This is a genomic window from Marinomonas arctica (genome assembly GCF_003259225.1).
GTDB lineage: Bacteria > Pseudomonadota > Gammaproteobacteria > Pseudomonadales > Marinomonadaceae > Marinomonas > Marinomonas arctica.
In genome coordinates this window covers 14,631-32,405 of sequence record NZ_QHJF01000014.1, presented here as the reverse complement: position 1 = coordinate 32,405, position 17,775 = coordinate 14,631, and the positions used below count along the sequence as shown (strand labels likewise).

The window sequence follows — 17,775 nt, the reverse complement described above, 5'->3', positions numbered from 1 at the left end:
AATACAAGAAAGCGCTAGCATGCGGTCAAGAGAGGTATTTGTAAAAGGAATAAAACTTATCTGTTGGATTCCCATCAGGAATCTAACGAGTGGTTTTTATTTCTTTCTTAATTCGGTTACCTGCTCCCCAGCAACACCCCAATTATCCGTATTGACTTCATCGATCACGACGACGGTGGTGGCTGGATTTTTACCTAACACATTAACCAGCAAATCCGTTGCGCCTTTAATCAGCGCTTGTTTTTGCTCTTTGGTGACCCCTTCATCGGTAATCCGGATATTGACATAGGGCATCAGGAACTCCTTATAGTTTTGCGACCAACGCTGCCAAAGACTGCTTTACCGATTCATCCACGATGTTGCCATCTTTCATCACATCGTAGAAGTTCGGCACGCTCAAGCTGCCAACCACATTCCCTTTGAAATACGGCATACTGTTCACCGTTTGCGCAAGCACACTGCTTGCCCCACCCGGTCCTGGTGAAGTCGACAGTACAACAACCGGTTTGTTTTGATAAACGGCTTTTTCGACACGAGACGCCCAGTCAAAGATATTTTTATACGCGGCGGAATACGAACCATTATGCTCTGCAAATGACGCCACAATGGCATCGGCCTGTGCGATAGCGTCCACGAAAGCGTGCGCTTGTGCTGGCACCCCTGACGCTTTTTCAATGTCTTCACTAAACAATGGCATCTCAAAATCATTAAGATCCAGCAAGGTCACGTCAGCGCCATCCACCAAGTTAGCCGTGTAACCTGCCAAAGCCTTATTAATTGACTGACGACTTGAACTGGCACCAAATGCAAGTATTTTCATGTTCGATCCTTTTTCGTTTGTTGATAGATAGCCTAGATATTAAAACGGTTTCATCTTTTTTTGATGTTTCCTCACTTAGAATGCCACCATGAACTCAATTTTGAAACACACATTTGTCCGCTTTGCCTTCGTCGGTGGTGTTGGCTTTCTGGTCGACTTGAGCAGCATGCTGCTGCTGTCGATTTGGATTCCCCCTCTACCGGCACGCGCCATGGCATTTTGGGTCGCTGCCAGCTCAAATTGGTGGTGGAACCGCGTCATCACCTTTAAAAAAGCAGAGCAAGACAACAAAAACAATAAAGCCGCCGTATTACAATGGCTGCAATTTCTCGGCGGCTCTGTTATTGCCTTTGTGCCTAATTGGGGTTGCTATCTGATAGTAATGTCTCAACCACCAGCAACATCCAACGCGACACTCATTCTTTTATGGCCGTATTTAGCCATGATACCCGGCATATTCATTGGCATGATGCTCAATTATGTTTTCTCTCGCTTTTGGGTATTTTCTCCCGCTAAGCTTTAGTCAACCGTGCTTGTCAGTCAATTCAATCAAGCCTTGGCTTGTTCCGCGCTATACTCAGCAAAACGCTCTTTCGATTTATCGTGCACTTGATCGTGACGAGGCCAAGGCCAACCACCAAATTGCGTGCGCTGATAATCTTGAAACGCTTGCTGTAGCTCTGCACGTGTATTCATCACAAAAGGACCATGTTGTTCCACATGCTCACCGATTGGGCGGCCTTGCAACAATAAAAATCTGGCTTTTTTGCCCTTATTGCGCACCATCACAGCCGCCTCACTTTTTAAAACAAACGCCTCATTAATAGACGCATTCGCATCATCCAATGAGACCTTTTCACCTTCAAAAAAGTATAAAGCTCGACTCAAATTCGCTCCTGCCGCTGGTAATACCCACTCACCATTTTCTGGTAAATCAATCAACCAGATAGCGACATCATTTTTACTGTCCGCCGCCCAAGAGTTTGGTGGGCAAGGCGAAGGCTCGACCTGCTGGAAAGTCCCAGCTACCACCTTAACTTGTGTTTCTAAACCATTACTGTCTGGCACATTAACCACAGGCGTGTCTTCATTCCAAAGCATGGTGAAATGCGGTGGCACCATTTTATTTTTACTGGGTAAATTCAGCCAGATTTGAAACAGCTCCAAAGGATTCACATCATCTTGATTCAGCAAAGGAAACATTTCAGAATGTTGCACACCTTCGCCTGCCGTCATCCATTGCGTATCCCCTTCACCATAACGACCCGCCGCCCCCATAGAGTCGGCATGATCCACAAAACCTTTGTTGACGATAGTCACCGTTTCAAAACCACGATGCGGATGCGCCGGAAAGCCTGGAATAGTTTTACCGTGGTACATACGCCAGCCATCAATGCCGCCAAAGTCTTGCCCTATTGGACGATTATTCAATGGCGCATCAGGCCCCATAGCCGCGTTGGCTTTGGGGTAAGTATCATTATGAAATGCACAAAACAAAAAGGGATCAAATGTTGGCCAAAACATTTGCAGCGGTATACGTTTTAAAATGGATGAGCTCATGTTGTTTCTCCATCAAGCAATAATGTAACGAATACATCTATAGTATCATCTACCAAGTCGATTGTTTTATGCTGATATTGGTTTCAAAAGATCGATATTTTAGATAAAAACACAGCAAAGCCGCTCAGATTATGATGACGTTGGAAAAGCCACTTTCGCCGTACAGCCTACTTGCCCAACATTGTCCACCAGTGAAAACGAGCAATAATACTTAGCACATATATCCCGCACTATCATTAACCCCAAACCGTAACTTTCACCACCCGGCTTACCGCTTAAGCCACAACCCGTATCCACGATTGCAATTTCATTATCGGCGACCAGCATATTCACATGGCCTTCTTCGGTACAAGCCATGGCATTTTTTAACAAATTCCCGACTAAAATATGTAAGGTTGGAATCGGCAACTTGGTCACCACCTTTCCCGTTTCAATAATATCAACCGCTACCGATTTGTCCGAAAGATAGCCTAAATGCGTTTGCCGAATGCTCTCGTATTCACTGGATTGCACGACGCGCGACGCAATCGCGTCTAAATCTTCATCTCGGGTCAGGGACAACAGCGTGGTGATATAATCTTCCATCTCTTGACACGCTTGCACCATGCGCACTCTTTGCCGCTCTAGAAACACTTTAGAATCGGATTTACCCAACAAAGTGGTAGCGCCCTTCATCACCATTAGAGGCGTACGTAATTCATGACTCGCATAACGATTAAATGCTCGCTCGCGCTCGATCAGATCTTTGATTTGATCTTGATAACTGTTTAATCGATCCACCAAATGACGAATCTCTCTCGTCGCTGCCCCTTCAGGTAATTCTATGGGCGATAAATTTGCTGGCGTTTTTTCACCCAAACTTTTAGACAACTGAGCAAGAGGTTTCGTTAAACGATCTGAGATCCGCATCACCACCCACAAACTCACCACCAGCAACAATAAAGATAAAATCAACTGAGTACTTTGCGTTTCAAACATTTGCTCTTCGGAAATTTCATAAATTTCATCATGGTGAATGACATAAATATCTTTTAACTCGCCATTTAATGTCACTTCAGAGCGCATTGAAAACACTTCCAGCGTCGTGTCTGACCCTTCATCTAACTCATAAGGTTTATCGTTTGTCATACTTGGATTTAACTTAACCCACACGGGCAAACTCTCTTTTCCCACATAGACGTCAGAAAAAGGCGGAACAGTCACATGCGTCTGCTGAGTACCGTTCAGCAAAGACACCGCGGTGTTTCTGTCCTTGAGCATGCGATTTTCAGCATAAATCATCTCTATGTTTTCAATCATCGAGGTAAACATGGAAAAGTGAAACGCAATAATAGCGAACGCCACAATCGAAAAATATGTGAAGGTTAACTGTTTCGCGGTTTTAATGGGTTTCATTCGTCACCTTCGGCAACTAGGCGATAGCCCACTTTAGAAACCGTACGCAAATAGGCATGCTCAAATGGTCGATCAATTAAGCTGCGTAATTGATAAATATGGCTGCGCAACACCTTGCTGTCTGGCTCTTCATCGCCCCACAAAGCATCACAAATTTCATCTTTAGATACCACATCGGGCGCTTTTTGAATCAAGCATTTTAAAATCGTGTACTGAGAGGGATTTAAAGAATAACGACTGCCTTCTCGCTGTAATATCCTTGTACTCATATCCAATGATAAATGACCAAAGATCAGCATCTTATTTGCCACACTGCCTTTACGCCTTCGAACCAGAGCCTGCAATCGAGAATCAAGAATCTCCAAATCAAAAGGCTTAATCAAATAATCGTCGGCTAAATGCTCAAAGCCAGACAGAATATCGTCTTTCGTATCACGCGCCGTCAGCATCAGGATCGGTGTGTCAATCCCCGCTTCGCGCAACGATTTGCAGACGGTTAAACCATCCATTTTGGGCAACATAACGTCTAAAATAATCGCATCATAATGTTCCGTTTTTGCCAACTCATACCCTTGCAGGCCATTGCTCGCATAATCCAACACATAATTTTTGATTTCAAAATAATCAAAAATAACGCCCGCAATGTCTTTATGGTCTTCCACTAACAGTAATTTCATAACTATCTCAACAGTCAAATCTCAACAACCCAGAATGCAATATAAAAAGAGTGGCCTAATAAAAGCCCATTGTCACATAAAAGCATGAAAAAAAAGTGAATCACCTTTTTGCGACAAGACACTAAGTAGGATGAGCTCAAGAACCTTTTCCTGAGCAGGAGAACCGCCATGAAAGCCATCCAATACAGACAATATGCAAACGTTAAACAGGCCGCAAAAGAACCAAAAATTACAGCCCAGCCTTTCGTGTCCGTGATTATTCCCTTCCTAAACGAAGCGGATGTTTTGGCAGTGTGCCACCAACGCGTCTGTGATGCCCTTTCTTTGCTTAAGCAGCCTTGTGAAATCGTCTATGTTGACGACGGTAGCACCGACAGCAGTTGGGCATTGGTAAGCCAGTTGAAGCATCCTTTACATCAAGTTCGCAGCTTACGCCTCAGCCGAAATTTTGGCAAAGAAGCGGCGATGAGTGCCGGCATGAAAATCGCGGAAGGCCGTGCCGTCATTTTATTAGATGCCGATTTACAAGATCCACCGGAATACATTCCCGACATGGTACAAGCGTGGCAAGATGGTGCTCAAGTGGTCGAGATGCAACGCCGCGAGCGTCATGGTGAGAGCTGGATAAAACGCACTACGGCTCATTGCTTCTATCGTTTTATGTCAAAAATAAGCGATCACCCAATAACCGAAAACGTCGGTGATTTTCGCCTTATGGATCAAAAAATCGTGCAAGTCATCAATACCTTGCCAGAAAGAACGCGCTTTATGAAAGGCTTGCTGGCTTGGCCTGGTTTTACTCGTAAAATACTCACCTTTGACCGCGATCCTCGCTTAGCAGGCAATACCAAATGGAATTACCCAAAACTCATCCATTTAGCGCTGGAAGGCATCACCTCTTTTAGCACCAAACCCTTACGCTGGGCCACTATGGCAGGCCTAACAACGTCGGCCATCGCATTTATCATGGCACTGATTATTCTTAGCAAAACCCTCGTCTGGGGCGACCCTGTAGCAGGTTATCCATCCACCATTCTTGTCGTATTGTTTTTGGGTGGCATTCAACTTTTGTCTATTGGGGTATTGGGCGAATACGTTGGCCGATTGTTCATTGAATCCAAACAACGTCCCTTGTATGTACTGATGGAAAACACCCTAACCAAACCAACTCTTCACTCTGTGGACGCTGAATAATGCAAAAGCCAATGCTCTCTCTCCCCTCTGCCAAACTGCTGCTTACCTTGCTGATCAGCACATTGACCTTGCGCTTGCTGTCGCTTGCCCTGTATCCATTAATGGACACCACCGAAGCACGCTATGGTGAAATGGCGCGTATCATGTTCGAAACGGGTAATTGGATCACCCCCATGTTTGACTACGATGTGCCCTTTTGGGGAAAACCGCCTCTTTTTACTTGGCTCAGCAGCCTGGGGTTCAGCCTATTTGGTATAAATGAATTTGCGGCACGTGTACCACACCTGCTCGTTGGAATGGGGGTTATTGGCTTAATTTATAAACTCGGCAAAGACCATTTCCAATCCACCGCCATGGGTATTTTTAGTGCGAGTATCTTGGCCTCGACTGTCTCATTCATTGTCTTAAGTGGCGCGGTCATGACAGATACCGCTCTGACTTTTTCGATCGCCCTTAGCATGGTCAGCTTCTGGCAAGCATGGAACAACAGAGGCAAGGTCTGGGGCTATTTATTCTTTATCGGTCTGGCCTTAGGCATGCTGTCAAAAGGCCCATTGGCGCTGGTATTAATTAGCATCAGCCTAAGCGTATGGTTGTTTCCCAATGCACGCTGGAAAAAACTATGGCGCACGCTACCTTGGGGCGTGGGCTCCCTGCTCTTTTTACTCATTTCCGTGCCTTGGTACCTTATTGCAGAATATAAAACACCGGGCTTTTTAGACTATTTCATCATTGGCGAGCATGTTAAACGTTTCATCGTCAGCGGCTGGCAAGGCGACCTTTATGGCAGCGCACACGAAAGAACACGCGGTACAATTTGGGTATACGCTTTCATTTCCATGCTGCCATGGAGCCCTTTGGTTATTTGGCAGTGGATTCGCTCGATCAAAGACGCCAAAGACGTGGAAGAAAGCCCCGATGGTTTTGGTAGCTTCTTACTGTTGTGGATGCTATCACCGATGATTCTATTCAGTTTCTCGGGTAATATTTTAGCCAGCTACGTGATGCCAGCCCTGCCAGCAACGGCGCTATTAGTTGTGCATTTGCACCACCAGAAGCCGCTCGCAAACTGGCTTTACAAAGTAGGATTTATAACCCCTATTTTACTGATTATTCTCATCAGTGCGCTGCATTTCGATTGGGTAGAAAAACGTTCCGAAGACAAAATAATGACAAACTGGAAACAACAACCAGAAGCCGCCCAGAGCGATTTATTTTACCTACACAAACGCCCTTTCTCGGCGCAATACTATTCAGCCGGTAAAGCCAAACAACGCTCTACAGACTTAGATTCTTGGCTACCATTACAGCACAAGGCGTTCTTCATCGTGCAATCAAACAAAGACCACACTGTCTATGCAAACTGGTCCTGTGAAGAAAGAAGCGTGATAGGAAAAGAAAGTATTCTGTATTGCCAAAAAGAAATTCCGTTTTAACAAAAACATCCCACTATTTGCATCGATTATTTTATGCAAGTAATATGAGTTTTTATTTTAAAACAAACTAAGACAAGGATTTGTCCATGACATATCGTCTAATTAAGCTGGAGAGCTTAATGGAGATGGAGTTCGCCTCCGTTGAAGGAAGCTTGAGCCAAATAAACGAACGCGACCTGCATTCCATATTACCAAAAGGCATGAGCACGGCGATGTTACTGGAAAAAGTGACCGATGGGGAATACGTTCTCTCTACCGATTTCCCCGCAACACCCTTGCTCATTCGTTCAAGCAAAACACTAGGGGCAACCAAGAAGCTAGGGGAAAGTGAATGGCAGATCAATCCCGAAGCCAAATCAGATTTTCAGCCCTCCGCGTTAACCGCCCTGACACAACGTCTTAATATGATGGGACAAGGTGCATCTTCAGCGGCCTTCGACAATCAGAACCGGGGCAATCTTCATCCCGCTAAAGAACCAGATTACACACCAGAACCTGTCGTGCCTGATCGAAGTTCCCGACCACATCAAGCGCCGCTTGCTTACGAATACAATATTGAAATCGCTTTTTCCGCCAAGAAACCGAACCTCCCCGTGAATCTGAGTACCGAATTATTCGACACAAAGCATAAAATAGCGAAAGCCAATTGGACCGCAAGCCCGACCCCCCATGGCACAAAATACACCCTAAAAACCGACTCCAATGAGCCGCACAACTTGAACTTCCGTGCCACTCGAAACACCATGGGGCTTTCTCTAAAAAATGTCACCATGGTGCCATTAGGGTCTGGCAAGGTGAATGATGCCTTTATCCCCATTATGCCCACCGTGCAATTTGGTGAGCGTTTAGGTTTTGCCACCACAGGCTACCTTTACCATTTCAAAGGCAATACCCTCGTCCAAAAATACCAATGGCAAGGGGACGAAACCTTTAGCCCCATGCCTGATAACATGGCCGATTACACCTTCCATCACGCCAGTATGTCATTGCTGGTGTATTGGAAAATCGCCGGCAAAGTGGTGAAAGACCAATATCTAGTCTATCGTGCTGAGTCTCTGAGCAATACTGAATTAAACCAAGTCTCACCAGAATGGCTAGACCAACATGGCGTCCATTTAGACATCGACGCTTTATTAAAAGTCACCGATACACCGCTACTGGAAAGAGACAACTACGAAAAAGCAAACATTAAAGCCGACACCACGACCCATACCGTCATAGAAGACCCAAACACACAACAACGGGAAACCTGGGCAGACATTGCCAAACAATACGGATTATCGGCAAAAGAACTTCTGAACCAAAACCCCAGTTACCACGATAATCCACTGGCGCTCAAAATCGGCGATACATTAACTATTCAGCTTAGTGAAACGGAAAAGCCCGTCATCTTTGATCGCTTTGAATGCCCACCAGAAGCGCCCAGCCAATACAACAACCCACACAACAGCCACTATGTCAGTGATGAAACCAGCATCACCGTCACCAACAGCGCGCCCATTCTGACACTGGAAAAACGCAAAGTGAAAAAAGGGTTACCACTGGTCAACGTCAAACCCGAACGCATCTTACGCATCGGCGTTTTCTTTGATGGCACAGGACAAAACAATAGAAATGACGCCTACAAAGAAGACAATGGCGACAAGTCTCGTTCTAATATCACCAGACTGTTTGAGGCTTACCCACAAAAACTAGGCGAATCGGATGCGATCTATGTCTCCGGCGTTGGCACTTTAGACGGTGCTTGGCAAACACCAGAAGTGATTGATCGCGGTGAAGATGAAAGTAAACTTTCCAGCGCCATGGGCATCTACGATGACAACGGAGCGTTTCAGAAATGGCAGACGTTACTAATTCAATTGAGGCGAATTATTTCTGATTTGGAGGATGGTGGTAAATACCAAGCTATTACTCACATAGCCTTTGATGTGTTTGGTTTTAGTCGTGGAGCCGCTTTAGCACGACATTTTATTAATATCCTCGTTCAGGAAGGTATACCGGATTACCTCAGTCCACGTACTGCGCCAGTTGGAAGGTCTCACCTCAATGCCGTAGGACACAATCACCCTAATTTATTAGGTGGGATCAACTACTCGACCTATAATGAAAACAATGATGGCTATTATCGAGATAAGCAACGCTCTAGCAGTGTGCGTTTTGTTGGGTTGCTTGACACAGTGGGCTCGTTTTACTTGCCCGGTGATAACCGCAATAGACCTTTTAAACTGCATTTGAACCCAAAAGACGTTGGCCGAGCCTTTCAAATTTGTGCTCATCATGAATACCGAACCAACTTCCCCCTGTCTTCGTTAAAAACGAAAGGCAAGTTACCACCTAACTTTTATGAAGAAATCTTTCCCGGAGCCCACACCGACGTGGGCGGCGGTTACCCTTTTATTGCTCAATATAAGAAAACCGATTTACCAGAGCGTTATGGAGTTCCTACGAACAATACCTATAATCGAGAGCTTATCAAGACACTGTCTTATCAAGATCAGAAAGAGGAATACGCCTACAAAGGCAGGCTCGTAGACTTTGATAAGCTGTTTTATCAAGAACAGCAACGCCACCAAACAGAGTGGGAAGCAGAATGCAAAGCAACCTACGAACAACATGGCAAAGTGGAGCAGGAAGACGCAGTTTTGTACTTTTACCGCCTACAACCCATCGATGCCAGTTTGGCCGGATTAGCTCAAGAGCGCATGAAACAGCAGGCGGAGCGGTTTGGGGTTGAGTGGTTTGACAAAGAATATCGACTACCGAAAGATTATGAGGAAAATACCAAACAGACGGCGTTATGGGAAAAATTACAAGAAGCACCATTAGGCAGTATTACGCCTGATCAGTGGCAAGCAGATTTACCTAAAAAATGTATTCACCGTTCTCACGATAAAGTCATCAACCCAGGTTGCGCTGCGATACAAGATGAACTAGTAGATGCCATCGCCAATCTGAAAGAATTTAAACGTTACCAACCCAATACACCACTCAAAACCCCACATAGGGAAGTGTACGACAATGAATAAACTGCTATTAACGTTAATAACGCTTTTTTTATTGACGGCTTGTGAAGAAAAACCTTTTTATGTCGCTAACATTGGCAATGCGGGCAGTTTAGATGGGCAATACGGCATTCGAGATATGTCTGTTGCCGATATATTAGGTGGTGGCGCTGGCTTTGGCTATGGTGCAGTGAATGGCTACCCTGGAAAAAGTGCCGATATTGGTCGTATGGGGGTGCCCAAGCACATTGAAGGGTTTTGGGCTAAGTATGAGGAGAATGATAAAACAACGTATTATAAAATTTCAGCTGGCATCGACAGCGACTTGGCGGAGAAAAAGATTCGGACACTCAGGAACTACTATCAAGTATTTAAAGGGAAAACAGGCTCAATGCAAGTGTTGGTAGAGAGAGAGAGAGTTAGAATTTTTTACACGCTTTACTGTTCTCCTTCTTATGATGACTGCACACCAAAGGAAAATTCAGATCCTAATCATTGGGTTGAAAAAGCACCAGGATCGGTTCGCAATGTTGTCGTACTTTTCGACGGAAAAGGTGAGATGTCACCCACCCCATTCCCAGATTCGCCCTATGAAAATTAGAGCGCTCTACGAGCTAGCACATGTACAACCAACGCTCTGCCAGTGTGCGTTTTGTTGGGTTGTTTGACACAGTGGGGGCGTTTTACTTGCCCGGTGATAACCGCAATGGACCTTTTAAACAGCACTTGAACCCAAAAGACGTCGGCCGAGCCTTTCAGATTTGCGCTCACCATGAATACAGAATCAACTTTCCACTAAGCTCGTTAAAAACCAAAGAAAAATTATCGCCTAATTTTTATGAAGAGGTCTTCCCCAGCGCTCATACTGACGTTGATAGCAGCTATCATTTTATTGCCCAATACAAGAAAACCGACCTGCCAGAGCGTTATGGCATCCCCACAAACAATACCTATAATCGAGAGCTTATAAGACTCTGTTTTATCAGTATCAGAAATAGGAATATGCCTGCCGAGAAAGACACGTGGACTTAGTTAAGCACTAACCTACACCGCAACCGAGCCATAACTGGGCTCACTGTGTGAGTGATTTAACGCATCATGTGCATGGGCAATGTACATGATAGCCGCCCCTTTTTCTTCAAGTAGCGACTCCGCCACTTCACCTTTCCAAGCAATTTTTCGCTCATCGCGAGGGGATACACCAATGTGTTTACGATAGCAACGACTAAAATGTGGCGTCGAAATAAAACCACAGGCCATGGAAATTTCCACAATCGACATATTGGATTGCTTCAGCAGTTTACGCGCTCTTTCGAGCCTTAAACGCAAGTAGTAACGGGAGGGCGAGCAATCCAAATGACGGTGAAACATTCGCTCAATTTGACGGCGGGACACATCCACAAAAGTAGCTAATTCGTCTAGTTCAATGGGTTCTTCTAAGTTGTTTTCCATCAACTCAATCACATCCACCAACTTAGGTGTGCACATGCCTACGCTATTAAATTGACGCATTGGCATGCGCTGTTGATCGGATTCACTGCGAATGCGATCACAAATAAACATATCGGAAATGGCATTCGATAATTTAGGGCCATGCTGCTTGGTCATCATGTTTAAAAACATGTCCATCGGCGCACTGCCACCAGAAGAGGTCAGACGATCTTTATCGATGGAGAACAACTTATTATTGCAGTTCACTTTAGGAAACGTTTCTTGCAGGGCAGTCAAACACTCCCAATGCACGCTACATTGATAACCATTGAGCAAGCCGGCATAGGCAAGAACATAGGCACCAGTACAAATCCCGCCTAATCGAACACCTTTACGAGATTGCTTTACCAACCAAGACACCTGTTTAGCGGTAAAAGTGCGAGTAATATCAATACCACCCGCCACAATAATCAAATCAAACTCAGCACTGTCCTCCATGGACAGATCAGGCGTCAAACTCAGACCGTCACTGGCCGTCACGGATTGACCATTTTCAGAAATTAAACTCCAACTGTACAACTCTTCCGCTGACAACTGATTGGCCATGCGTAAAGGCTCAATCGAAGAAGCAAGCGCAATCATCGTAAAATGATCAAGCAGTAAAAATCCTACTCTTGTTGTGCCCCTTTCGCTAAAAGCCAGGGTCGAGTTATTTGCCATATCAATGTCCTCATATGTGTGCTTCCTTTCTCTCTTAGGCAAAATCCAGACCACTTTCTAGATAGCATTCCTAAATAACGGCAAGAAGCGCTTTTATTATTTTTAAGGAGATACAAAATCAAAGTATCACAAGGTTTATGCAGAGAGTGACGGTCTAACGAAAAACCAATCACTCACTTTTGCTATTCAGACCAACCAACCAAACATAGCACCATGCACTAATATAGACCAGCATTGCGCTTTTATTGAACGCTTATTTAATAAAAATCAGTATTCGATGACTACATTCGACTTAGGCACAGTACAACAAGACAACACGTAACCGGCCTCCACATCATCATCAGTAATCCCACCATTGTGATCCATTTGGGTCTCGCCCTCTTTGACCAATACCTTGCAGGTTCCACAAATCCCCATACCACACGCTTTGGGTATCATAAGATCCAGCCTTGCCGCAGCGTTATGCAAAGTTTCCCCCGCGATTACTTGAATACTTTTACCACTTCCTGAAAACTCAACACGCAATAAATCCGCCTGATTCATCGCTTCGGCTTCTGCCTGCGCGACTTCGGCCTGCTCGATAGCGTCTTCCACCACCTCGGCTGGCGTCGCACCGAAAGATTCTTCATGGTAATGCGACATATCAAAACCACGTTCTTGAAGCAGCGCACGCACTGCTTTCATATAAGGCGCAGGCCCACAACAATAAATCTCTCGCTCCATAAAATCGGGGGAAATCATATCCAGCTTCGCTGCGTCCAAATAGCCTCGGTAACCTTGCCACGGCAAACCATTTTCCATGCGCTCAACAATCAAATACAAACCAAAATTATCCAATCGAGCCGCCATGTGGTCCAACTCACGAGAATAAATCACATCCCGAGGTGAACGTGCGCTGTGAATAAAGGTAATATCGACATCAGCATTGGTATCAAACCACCAACGCGCCATAGACATAACCGGCGTAATACCCACGCCACCAGAAAGCAGTAATACTTTCTCAGCCGGAAAATCGATACAGTTAAACTGCCCAACAGGTCCATGAACGGCCAACTCAGAGCCCACCGTCATATTGTCATGCAGCCAATTCGATACTTCACCGCCTGGCACCCGTTTAACCGTAATCGAAAAGCTATAAGGCACAGATGGCGCGCTCGAAATGGTATAAGAACGCATCACCTGCTTGCCTTCGATGTCCAACTCTAACGTGACAAATTGCCCAGGCTTAAAAAAGAACATAACGGGCTGCTGTGCCATAAAACAAAAGGTTTTCACATCCCATGTTTCATGAATCACTTTCACACAACGAACATTATGTCGTCCATTGACCCAAGTCTGGGTATGTACTGGTGCCAAATAATCGGCGTTCACCGTTTTTGTAGAGTTAGTCATATGGAAATCTCTTAATGAATGTAGCGTACCTAAAATAATTGAGCTGCACCTTTTCGAGCCATTTTGGATCCTGTTGAGCCGTACAAGTTAACTCTCTGCGACAATTAGTTGCTCATGGCAGTCAATGCCAGAAGGCATAAGAGATTGCCAGTCGATTTAGGTATCTTCTCGTGTCGTGAATAGTCATTTCTTTCGTACTCGATTACGCCAATATAGCCTTACAACAAACGACACTGTTAAACAGTCCATCACTCTTTTTGTCATGTAAGGCCCAGAAAGATGAATCAACAACACGACCTGCTGAATGTACGCCATGCTTCCCTAGAAGAAGCAAAAACTGCCATGACACATTTACTAGAAAAACGCGCGAGCAATTACTCCTTAGACGCGCCACTTTATAACGACCCACACATGTTTCGAATCGACATGGAAGAAGTCTTTCAAAAAGAATGGCTCTTTGTCGGCATGACCAGTGAAATCCCCAAAAAAGGCGATTACTTTACGGTGGAGATTGGGCAAAACCCCGTCTTGATTGTGCGCGACGCCGAAGGCAAGGTGAATGCTTTTCATAACACCTGTCGTCACCGTGGTTCGGTTATTTGCACAGAGCACCGCGGTAAAGTCGCCAATTTGGTTTGCCCCTACCACCAGTGGACATACGACCTAAAAGGCAATCTGCTGTTTGCTGGCACAGAAATGAATAAGAACTTCGACATGAAACAACATGGCCTAAAATCAGCGTTTTGCAAAACGGGCGGAGGTTTTATCTTTGTCTGTCTCGGCAAAACCGCCCCAGATGATGGTTTTGACGACTTCCTAGCAACACTCGACGAATACATGGAACCTTACGACGTAGAAAATACCAAATTGGCCGTCGAATCGACCATGTACGAACGCGCTAACTGGAAACTGGTATTGGAAAACAACCGCGAATGCTACCACTGTGCAGGCAGTCACCCTGAACTGCTCAATACCTTATTAGAATGGGACGACACCGAAGACCCGCGCGCACCGCAAGACTTCCTCGACCATTACCACGCTCAAGCCGCACAATGGGATGCGGAAGGCATTCCACACAAGCATAAAAGCTTTGGTGAAGTTCAGCGTAACCGTATCGTACGCATGCCACTGAAAAAAGGCACCAAAGTCATGACCATCGACGGATCTTCCGCTTGCTCATTACCGCTGGGTCGCATTAAAAACCGCGAACTGGGCTCCATGCGCATATTGCACTTACCCAACTCATGGAACCACATGCAATCCGACCATTTCATCGTCTTCCGTGTGCTGCCTATTTCCGCCCAAGAAAGCATAGTCACCAGCAAGTGGTTCGTTCACAAAGACGCCGTAGAAGGTATCGATTACGACACAGACACACTACGCAAAGTGTGGGATGCCACCAACGAACAAGACAAAGTCCTCGGCGAACGCAACCAGCTCGGCATCAACTCCATTGGCTATCAACCAGGACCTTATTCCGAAACCTACGAATTTGGCGTGATCAACTTTTTAGACTGGTATTCATCAACCGTGCAGAAAAATCTAAAAGCCAAATAGCCCAAATCTTTTTCTAGCCCCTCTAGAAAAGCAAAAAGCGAATCGTTTGATTCGCTTTTTTATGACATAACAACACTGAAATATCTTGTCTACAAAATCCGCTTAAGCAATCGATCCGCCCGAGTCCGAATGACTTTCTTCAACAGCCTTTGAATCTTATCAGGGTAATCATGAATGGTTTCCAACTCACTATAGGACGTAATCCGTTGAGTATGCTGATGAATATTATCAAACTCCGCCGTAAACTTAGCCAACAAATGCTGCTGCGGATCGTCCACCAACAAACCATTTTCCAAATCCAATGCCCAAGCTCTTGGGTTAACATTATTACCAGTTAACAACATAGTCCGACGATCAACCCAAAGACCCTTTAAATGATAACTATGGTTGTCATGCTTCCATAAATGGATCGACAACTCACCCGAGGCAATATGGCTTTCATTTGCACGGGCAAACTTACGTAAATTCATCTCGTACAAATACGGCAAACCACCAATGGCTTTAAAAGGCTGATCGGGCGCAATATAAAAATCGTTGGCGGTTTTATCACCCACCACAACATGCACCTTCACACCACGTTTAATCGCCCGCTTCACTTCCCTCAACACGACTTTCGGTAAATTAAAATACGGTGTACAAAGAACGATTTCTTGTTTCGCCTCCGCCAACAGTGTTGTAATTTTTTGGTTCAGCGCATTAAAGCGTTTCCCTACTCCCACCAGAGGCGTCACCGCCACCTGCTGATCGCCAACTAACTGTTTCTCACCACCATAAGACGAGCGGCCCAACGAGATTCTAAACTGTCGAATCACAGACTTTAGCTCTTTCGTCGAAGGCAGTCCGGCTTCTGCAAGATTATTCACCGCGGGATGGCGTATCATCTCATTGCGAATAAATCCCACCATACAGTCTGCCAATGCCGCATGCTGAATCACATGATAACGGTCAAATCGATAACGATCTTGATAATGCAGATACACATTATTCAAACTCGCGCCACTGTAAATCACCGTATCATCGACAACAAAACCTTTTAAATGCAATACGCCAAACACTTCACGATTACGAACTGGCACACCATACACCGGAATATCGTATTCGTACTTCTCTGCAAACTCTTGATACATAGCCGCGTTACCCGCGGCTTTTTCCGCGCCAATCAAACCACGCTGCGCACGATGCCAATCCACACAGATAGCAATGTCTAACTTAGGGTTACGCTGCTTGGCTTCATAAGCCGCTGTCAATACCTCCCTGCCCGCTTCATCATCTTCAAGATACAGCGCCACCAGATAAATTCTCGTTGTGGCGTTACGAATCGCTTCTAACAAATATTCTCGAAAACTAAGGGCAGATTGCAGAACATGGAATTGGTCAGGTTCAATCGCAAATGTAGGCGTTGAACCGAATAAATGTCTAATGGGCATAATACAGAGGTGCTACCTTATTTTTTTAACTAACGACAGACTGTAACAAATTCACTGCTGTTATCCTAAAAAAGAATGATAGAAAATAAATATAGAGCACCTTAACAACTCAAACACCAGATAAACTAATGAAAAATAAAAGAATCAATCTTTTTTCATTAGTTTTAGTCTCACCCCCGTTGGCAAAAGATGTAAACCGCGACGCTGTTGTAACTCTCCCCAGATCCCATTTGGCACATACAAAGCAAAAAGAATCGCCACCACACCCAATCCAGACAAGTACCACACACCATAATCGCCTAAAAACTCTTGTAGCAAAAAGAACGCAATCGCACCAATAATCGGACCTTCAAAAGTTCTCAACCCACCGACTAGCACCATAAACAACATAAAAACTGTCCATTGCACACCAAAATAGGTTCTTGGTTGAAAGGTCACAGAACTGGCAAGCCAAATAGCACCCGCTAAAGCACAACCAAACGCCGCCACCACAAAGATGATCTGTTTCACTCGCATCACACGAATACCCACCGAATTAGCAGCTTCTTCATCATCACGAATAGCTTGCGCTGCGGCACCAATACGACTATTGATTAACCACAAAACCAGCCCCAACATGCCAGCCATGGCAACCAAGCCAAACCAGAAATTACTATTGCGGCGAAATTCTGGTTCATATTGATTCATTACCAACAAAGACGTGCCTGTTTCACCCTGCACAATGGGATCAAACATCACCAAGATACGAATCACTTCCGCCGTCACCCACATGGCAATCGCAAACTCACCGTCTTTAAATCTCAGCGCAAACACCGAGATAAAAAGCGCGATAACAGCACAGCCCAATGCACCGACAAAAAAAGCCGGATAAGGAGACATACCCATCTCCACCAAACGCAGCGCAAAATAAGCCCCCAAACCAAAGAACGCCTGCTGACCAACGGACACCAATCCTGCATACCCCGCCAATAGATTCCACATCACAGCTAATAAGATATAAACAAACAAGGTCGTCAGCTTATCGACCACCAAACCACTGCTCCAAAATGGCACTGTTGCTAACACCACTAACAAAAGCGCACCCATTAACAAAGCAGGTCGCCCTACCTGATACCAACGTTCAGTCGTAAAGGCAGCAGAATTCACTTGTACAAATTGTTTCAT

Annotated in this window: 16 protein-coding genes; 7 read left to right on the top strand and 9 right to left on the bottom strand. The window is 45.2% G+C overall.

What is annotated here, in order from left to right:
• Window positions 1–96: 96 nt before the first annotated feature.
• Both DK187_RS10050 and DK187_RS10045 read right to left on the bottom strand, forming a co-directional pair.
• The gene (locus tag DK187_RS10050; RefSeq protein ID WP_111607226.1) at window positions 97–294 is read right to left on the bottom strand and encodes a 2-hydroxymuconate tautomerase family protein; all 198 of its coding nucleotides are present in this window, start codon (window positions 292–294) and stop codon (window positions 97–99) included.
• A 10-nt stretch (window positions 295–304) separates the two neighbouring features.
• A complete protein-coding gene (locus DK187_RS10045; RefSeq protein ID WP_111607225.1) occupies window positions 305–820 on the bottom strand; it encodes an NADPH-dependent FMN reductase in 516 nt (171 codons plus the stop codon).
• An 88-nt stretch (window positions 821–908) separates the two neighbouring features.
• On the opposite strand from DK187_RS10045, the gene DK187_RS10040 reads away from it, so the two are divergent.
• Complete coding sequence (locus DK187_RS10040) at window positions 909–1,343, top strand: GtrA family protein (protein WP_111607224.1); 435 nt, start codon at window positions 909–911, stop codon at window positions 1,341–1,343.
• 26 nt (window positions 1,344–1,369) lie between these two features.
• Here the strand turns inward: DK187_RS10040 and DK187_RS10035 are convergent, their stop codons facing one another.
• The 3 genes from DK187_RS10035 to DK187_RS10025 all read right to left on the bottom strand — a co-directional run bounded on the left by DK187_RS10035 (window position 1,370) and on the right by DK187_RS10025 (window position 4,452).
• Window positions 1,370–2,380 carry a pirin family protein gene (locus tag DK187_RS10035; RefSeq protein ID WP_111607223.1) on the bottom strand — a complete coding sequence of 337 codons (1,011 nt, stop codon included), beginning with the start codon at window positions 2,378–2,380 and terminating at the stop codon, window positions 1,370–1,372.
• Between the two features lie 129 nt (window positions 2,381–2,509).
• Complete coding sequence (locus DK187_RS10030; protein WP_111607222.1) at window positions 2,510–3,775, bottom strand: sensor histidine kinase; 1,266 nt, start codon at window positions 3,773–3,775, stop codon at window positions 2,510–2,512.
• The gene (locus tag DK187_RS10025) at window positions 3,772–4,452 is read right to left on the bottom strand and encodes a response regulator transcription factor (protein ID WP_111607221.1); all 681 of its coding nucleotides are present in this window, start codon (window positions 4,450–4,452) and stop codon (window positions 3,772–3,774) included. Before DK187_RS10025 ends, DK187_RS10030 begins: the two co-directional genes overlap by 4 nt.
• A gap of 168 nt (window positions 4,453–4,620) precedes the next feature.
• Here DK187_RS10025 and DK187_RS10020 point away from each other — a divergent pair, with 168 nt between their 5' ends.
• From DK187_RS10020 to DK187_RS10000, 5 genes are all read left to right on the top strand, one after another.
• The gene (locus DK187_RS10020; RefSeq protein WP_111607220.1) at window positions 4,621–5,646 is read left to right on the top strand and encodes a glycosyltransferase family 2 protein; all 1,026 of its coding nucleotides are present in this window, start codon (window positions 4,621–4,623) and stop codon (window positions 5,644–5,646) included.
• On the top strand, window positions 5,646–7,082 hold the full coding sequence (locus DK187_RS10015; protein ID WP_111607219.1) for an ArnT family glycosyltransferase: 1,437 nt from the start codon (window positions 5,646–5,648) through the stop codon (window positions 7,080–7,082). Before DK187_RS10020 ends, DK187_RS10015 begins: the two co-directional genes overlap by 1 nt.
• An 86-nt stretch (window positions 7,083–7,168) precedes the next feature.
• Window positions 7,169–10,108, top strand: coding sequence for a phospholipase effector Tle1 domain-containing protein (locus tag DK187_RS10010; protein WP_111607218.1), 2,940 nt, complete (start codon window positions 7,169–7,171; stop codon window positions 10,106–10,108).
• Window positions 10,101–10,685, top strand: a complete 585-nt coding sequence (locus DK187_RS10005) for a hypothetical protein (protein ID WP_111607217.1) — start codon at window positions 10,101–10,103, stop codon at window positions 10,683–10,685. Before DK187_RS10010 ends, DK187_RS10005 begins: the two co-directional genes overlap by 8 nt.
• A 20-nt stretch (window positions 10,686–10,705) precedes the next feature.
• Window positions 10,706–11,116 carry a phospholipase effector Tle1 domain-containing protein gene (locus DK187_RS10000; protein WP_111607216.1) on the top strand — a complete coding sequence of 137 codons (411 nt, stop codon included), beginning with the start codon at window positions 10,706–10,708 and terminating at the stop codon, window positions 11,114–11,116.
• A 12-nt stretch (window positions 11,117–11,128) separates the two neighbouring features.
• Here the strand turns inward: DK187_RS10000 and gbdR are convergent, their stop codons facing one another.
• Window positions 11,129–12,235: a choline metabolism transcriptional regulator GbdR gene (gene gbdR, locus DK187_RS09995; protein WP_111607215.1), complete on the bottom strand. Its 1,107-nt coding sequence runs from the start codon at window positions 12,233–12,235 to the stop codon at window positions 11,129–11,131.
• Between the two features lie 267 nt (window positions 12,236–12,502).
• A complete protein-coding gene (locus tag DK187_RS09990) occupies window positions 12,503–13,627 on the bottom strand; it encodes an FAD-binding oxidoreductase (protein ID WP_269808145.1) in 1,125 nt (374 codons plus the stop codon).
• 279 nt (window positions 13,628–13,906) lie between these two features.
• Here DK187_RS09990 and DK187_RS09985 point away from each other — a divergent pair, with 279 nt between their 5' ends.
• The gene (locus tag DK187_RS09985; RefSeq protein WP_111607214.1) at window positions 13,907–15,184 is read left to right on the top strand and encodes an aromatic ring-hydroxylating oxygenase subunit alpha; all 1,278 of its coding nucleotides are present in this window, start codon (window positions 13,907–13,909) and stop codon (window positions 15,182–15,184) included.
• Between the two features lie 89 nt (window positions 15,185–15,273).
• Here DK187_RS09985 and pssA read toward each other — a convergent pair whose 3' ends face one another.
• Both pssA and DK187_RS09975 read right to left on the bottom strand, forming a co-directional pair.
• Window positions 15,274–16,611, bottom strand: a complete 1,338-nt coding sequence (gene pssA, locus DK187_RS09980; RefSeq protein WP_111607213.1) for a CDP-diacylglycerol--serine O-phosphatidyltransferase — start codon at window positions 16,609–16,611, stop codon at window positions 15,274–15,276.
• Between the two features lie 144 nt (window positions 16,612–16,755).
• A complete protein-coding gene (locus DK187_RS09975; RefSeq protein WP_111607212.1) occupies window positions 16,756–17,775 on the bottom strand; it encodes a branched-chain amino acid ABC transporter permease in 1,020 nt (339 codons plus the stop codon).

Bases quoted from the DNA above. Each gene is read 5' to 3' on its own strand.
- DK187_RS10050 (WP_111607226.1), bottom strand. From the start codon at position 294: ATGCCCTATGTCAATATCCGGATTACCGATGAAGGGGTCACCAAAGAG.
- DK187_RS10045 (WP_111607225.1), bottom strand. From the start codon at position 820: ATGAAAATACTTGCATTTGGTGCCAGTTCAAGTCGTCAGTCAATTAAT.
- DK187_RS10040 (WP_111607224.1), top strand. From the start codon at position 909: ATGAACTCAATTTTGAAACACACATTTGTCCGCTTTGCCTTCGTCGGT.
- DK187_RS10035 (WP_111607223.1), bottom strand. From the start codon at position 2,380: ATGAGCTCATCCATTTTAAAACGTATACCGCTGCAAATGTTTTGGCCA.
- DK187_RS10030 (WP_111607222.1), bottom strand. From the start codon at position 3,775: ATGAAACCCATTAAAACCGCGAAACAGTTAACCTTCACATATTTTTCG.
- DK187_RS10025 (WP_111607221.1), bottom strand. From the start codon at position 4,452: ATGAAATTACTGTTAGTGGAAGACCATAAAGACATTGCGGGCGTTATT.
- DK187_RS10020 (WP_111607220.1), top strand. From the start codon at position 4,621: ATGAAAGCCATCCAATACAGACAATATGCAAACGTTAAACAGGCCGCA.
- DK187_RS10015 (WP_111607219.1), top strand. From the start codon at position 5,646: ATGCAAAAGCCAATGCTCTCTCTCCCCTCTGCCAAACTGCTGCTTACC.
- DK187_RS10010 (WP_111607218.1), top strand. From the start codon at position 7,169: ATGACATATCGTCTAATTAAGCTGGAGAGCTTAATGGAGATGGAGTTC.
- DK187_RS10005 (WP_111607217.1), top strand. From the start codon at position 10,101: ATGAATAAACTGCTATTAACGTTAATAACGCTTTTTTTATTGACGGCT.
- DK187_RS10000 (WP_111607216.1), top strand. From the start codon at position 10,706: ATGTACAACCAACGCTCTGCCAGTGTGCGTTTTGTTGGGTTGTTTGAC.
- gbdR (WP_111607215.1), bottom strand. From the start codon at position 12,235: ATGGCAAATAACTCGACCCTGGCTTTTAGCGAAAGGGGCACAACAAGA.
- DK187_RS09990 (WP_269808145.1), bottom strand. From the start codon at position 13,627: ATGACTAACTCTACAAAAACGGTGAACGCCGATTATTTGGCACCAGTA.
- DK187_RS09985 (WP_111607214.1), top strand. From the start codon at position 13,907: ATGAATCAACAACACGACCTGCTGAATGTACGCCATGCTTCCCTAGAA.
- pssA (WP_111607213.1), bottom strand. From the start codon at position 16,611: ATGCCCATTAGACATTTATTCGGTTCAACGCCTACATTTGCGATTGAA.
- DK187_RS09975 (WP_111607212.1), bottom strand. From the start codon at position 17,775: ATGAAACAATTTGTACAAGTGAATTCTGCTGCCTTTACGACTGAACGT.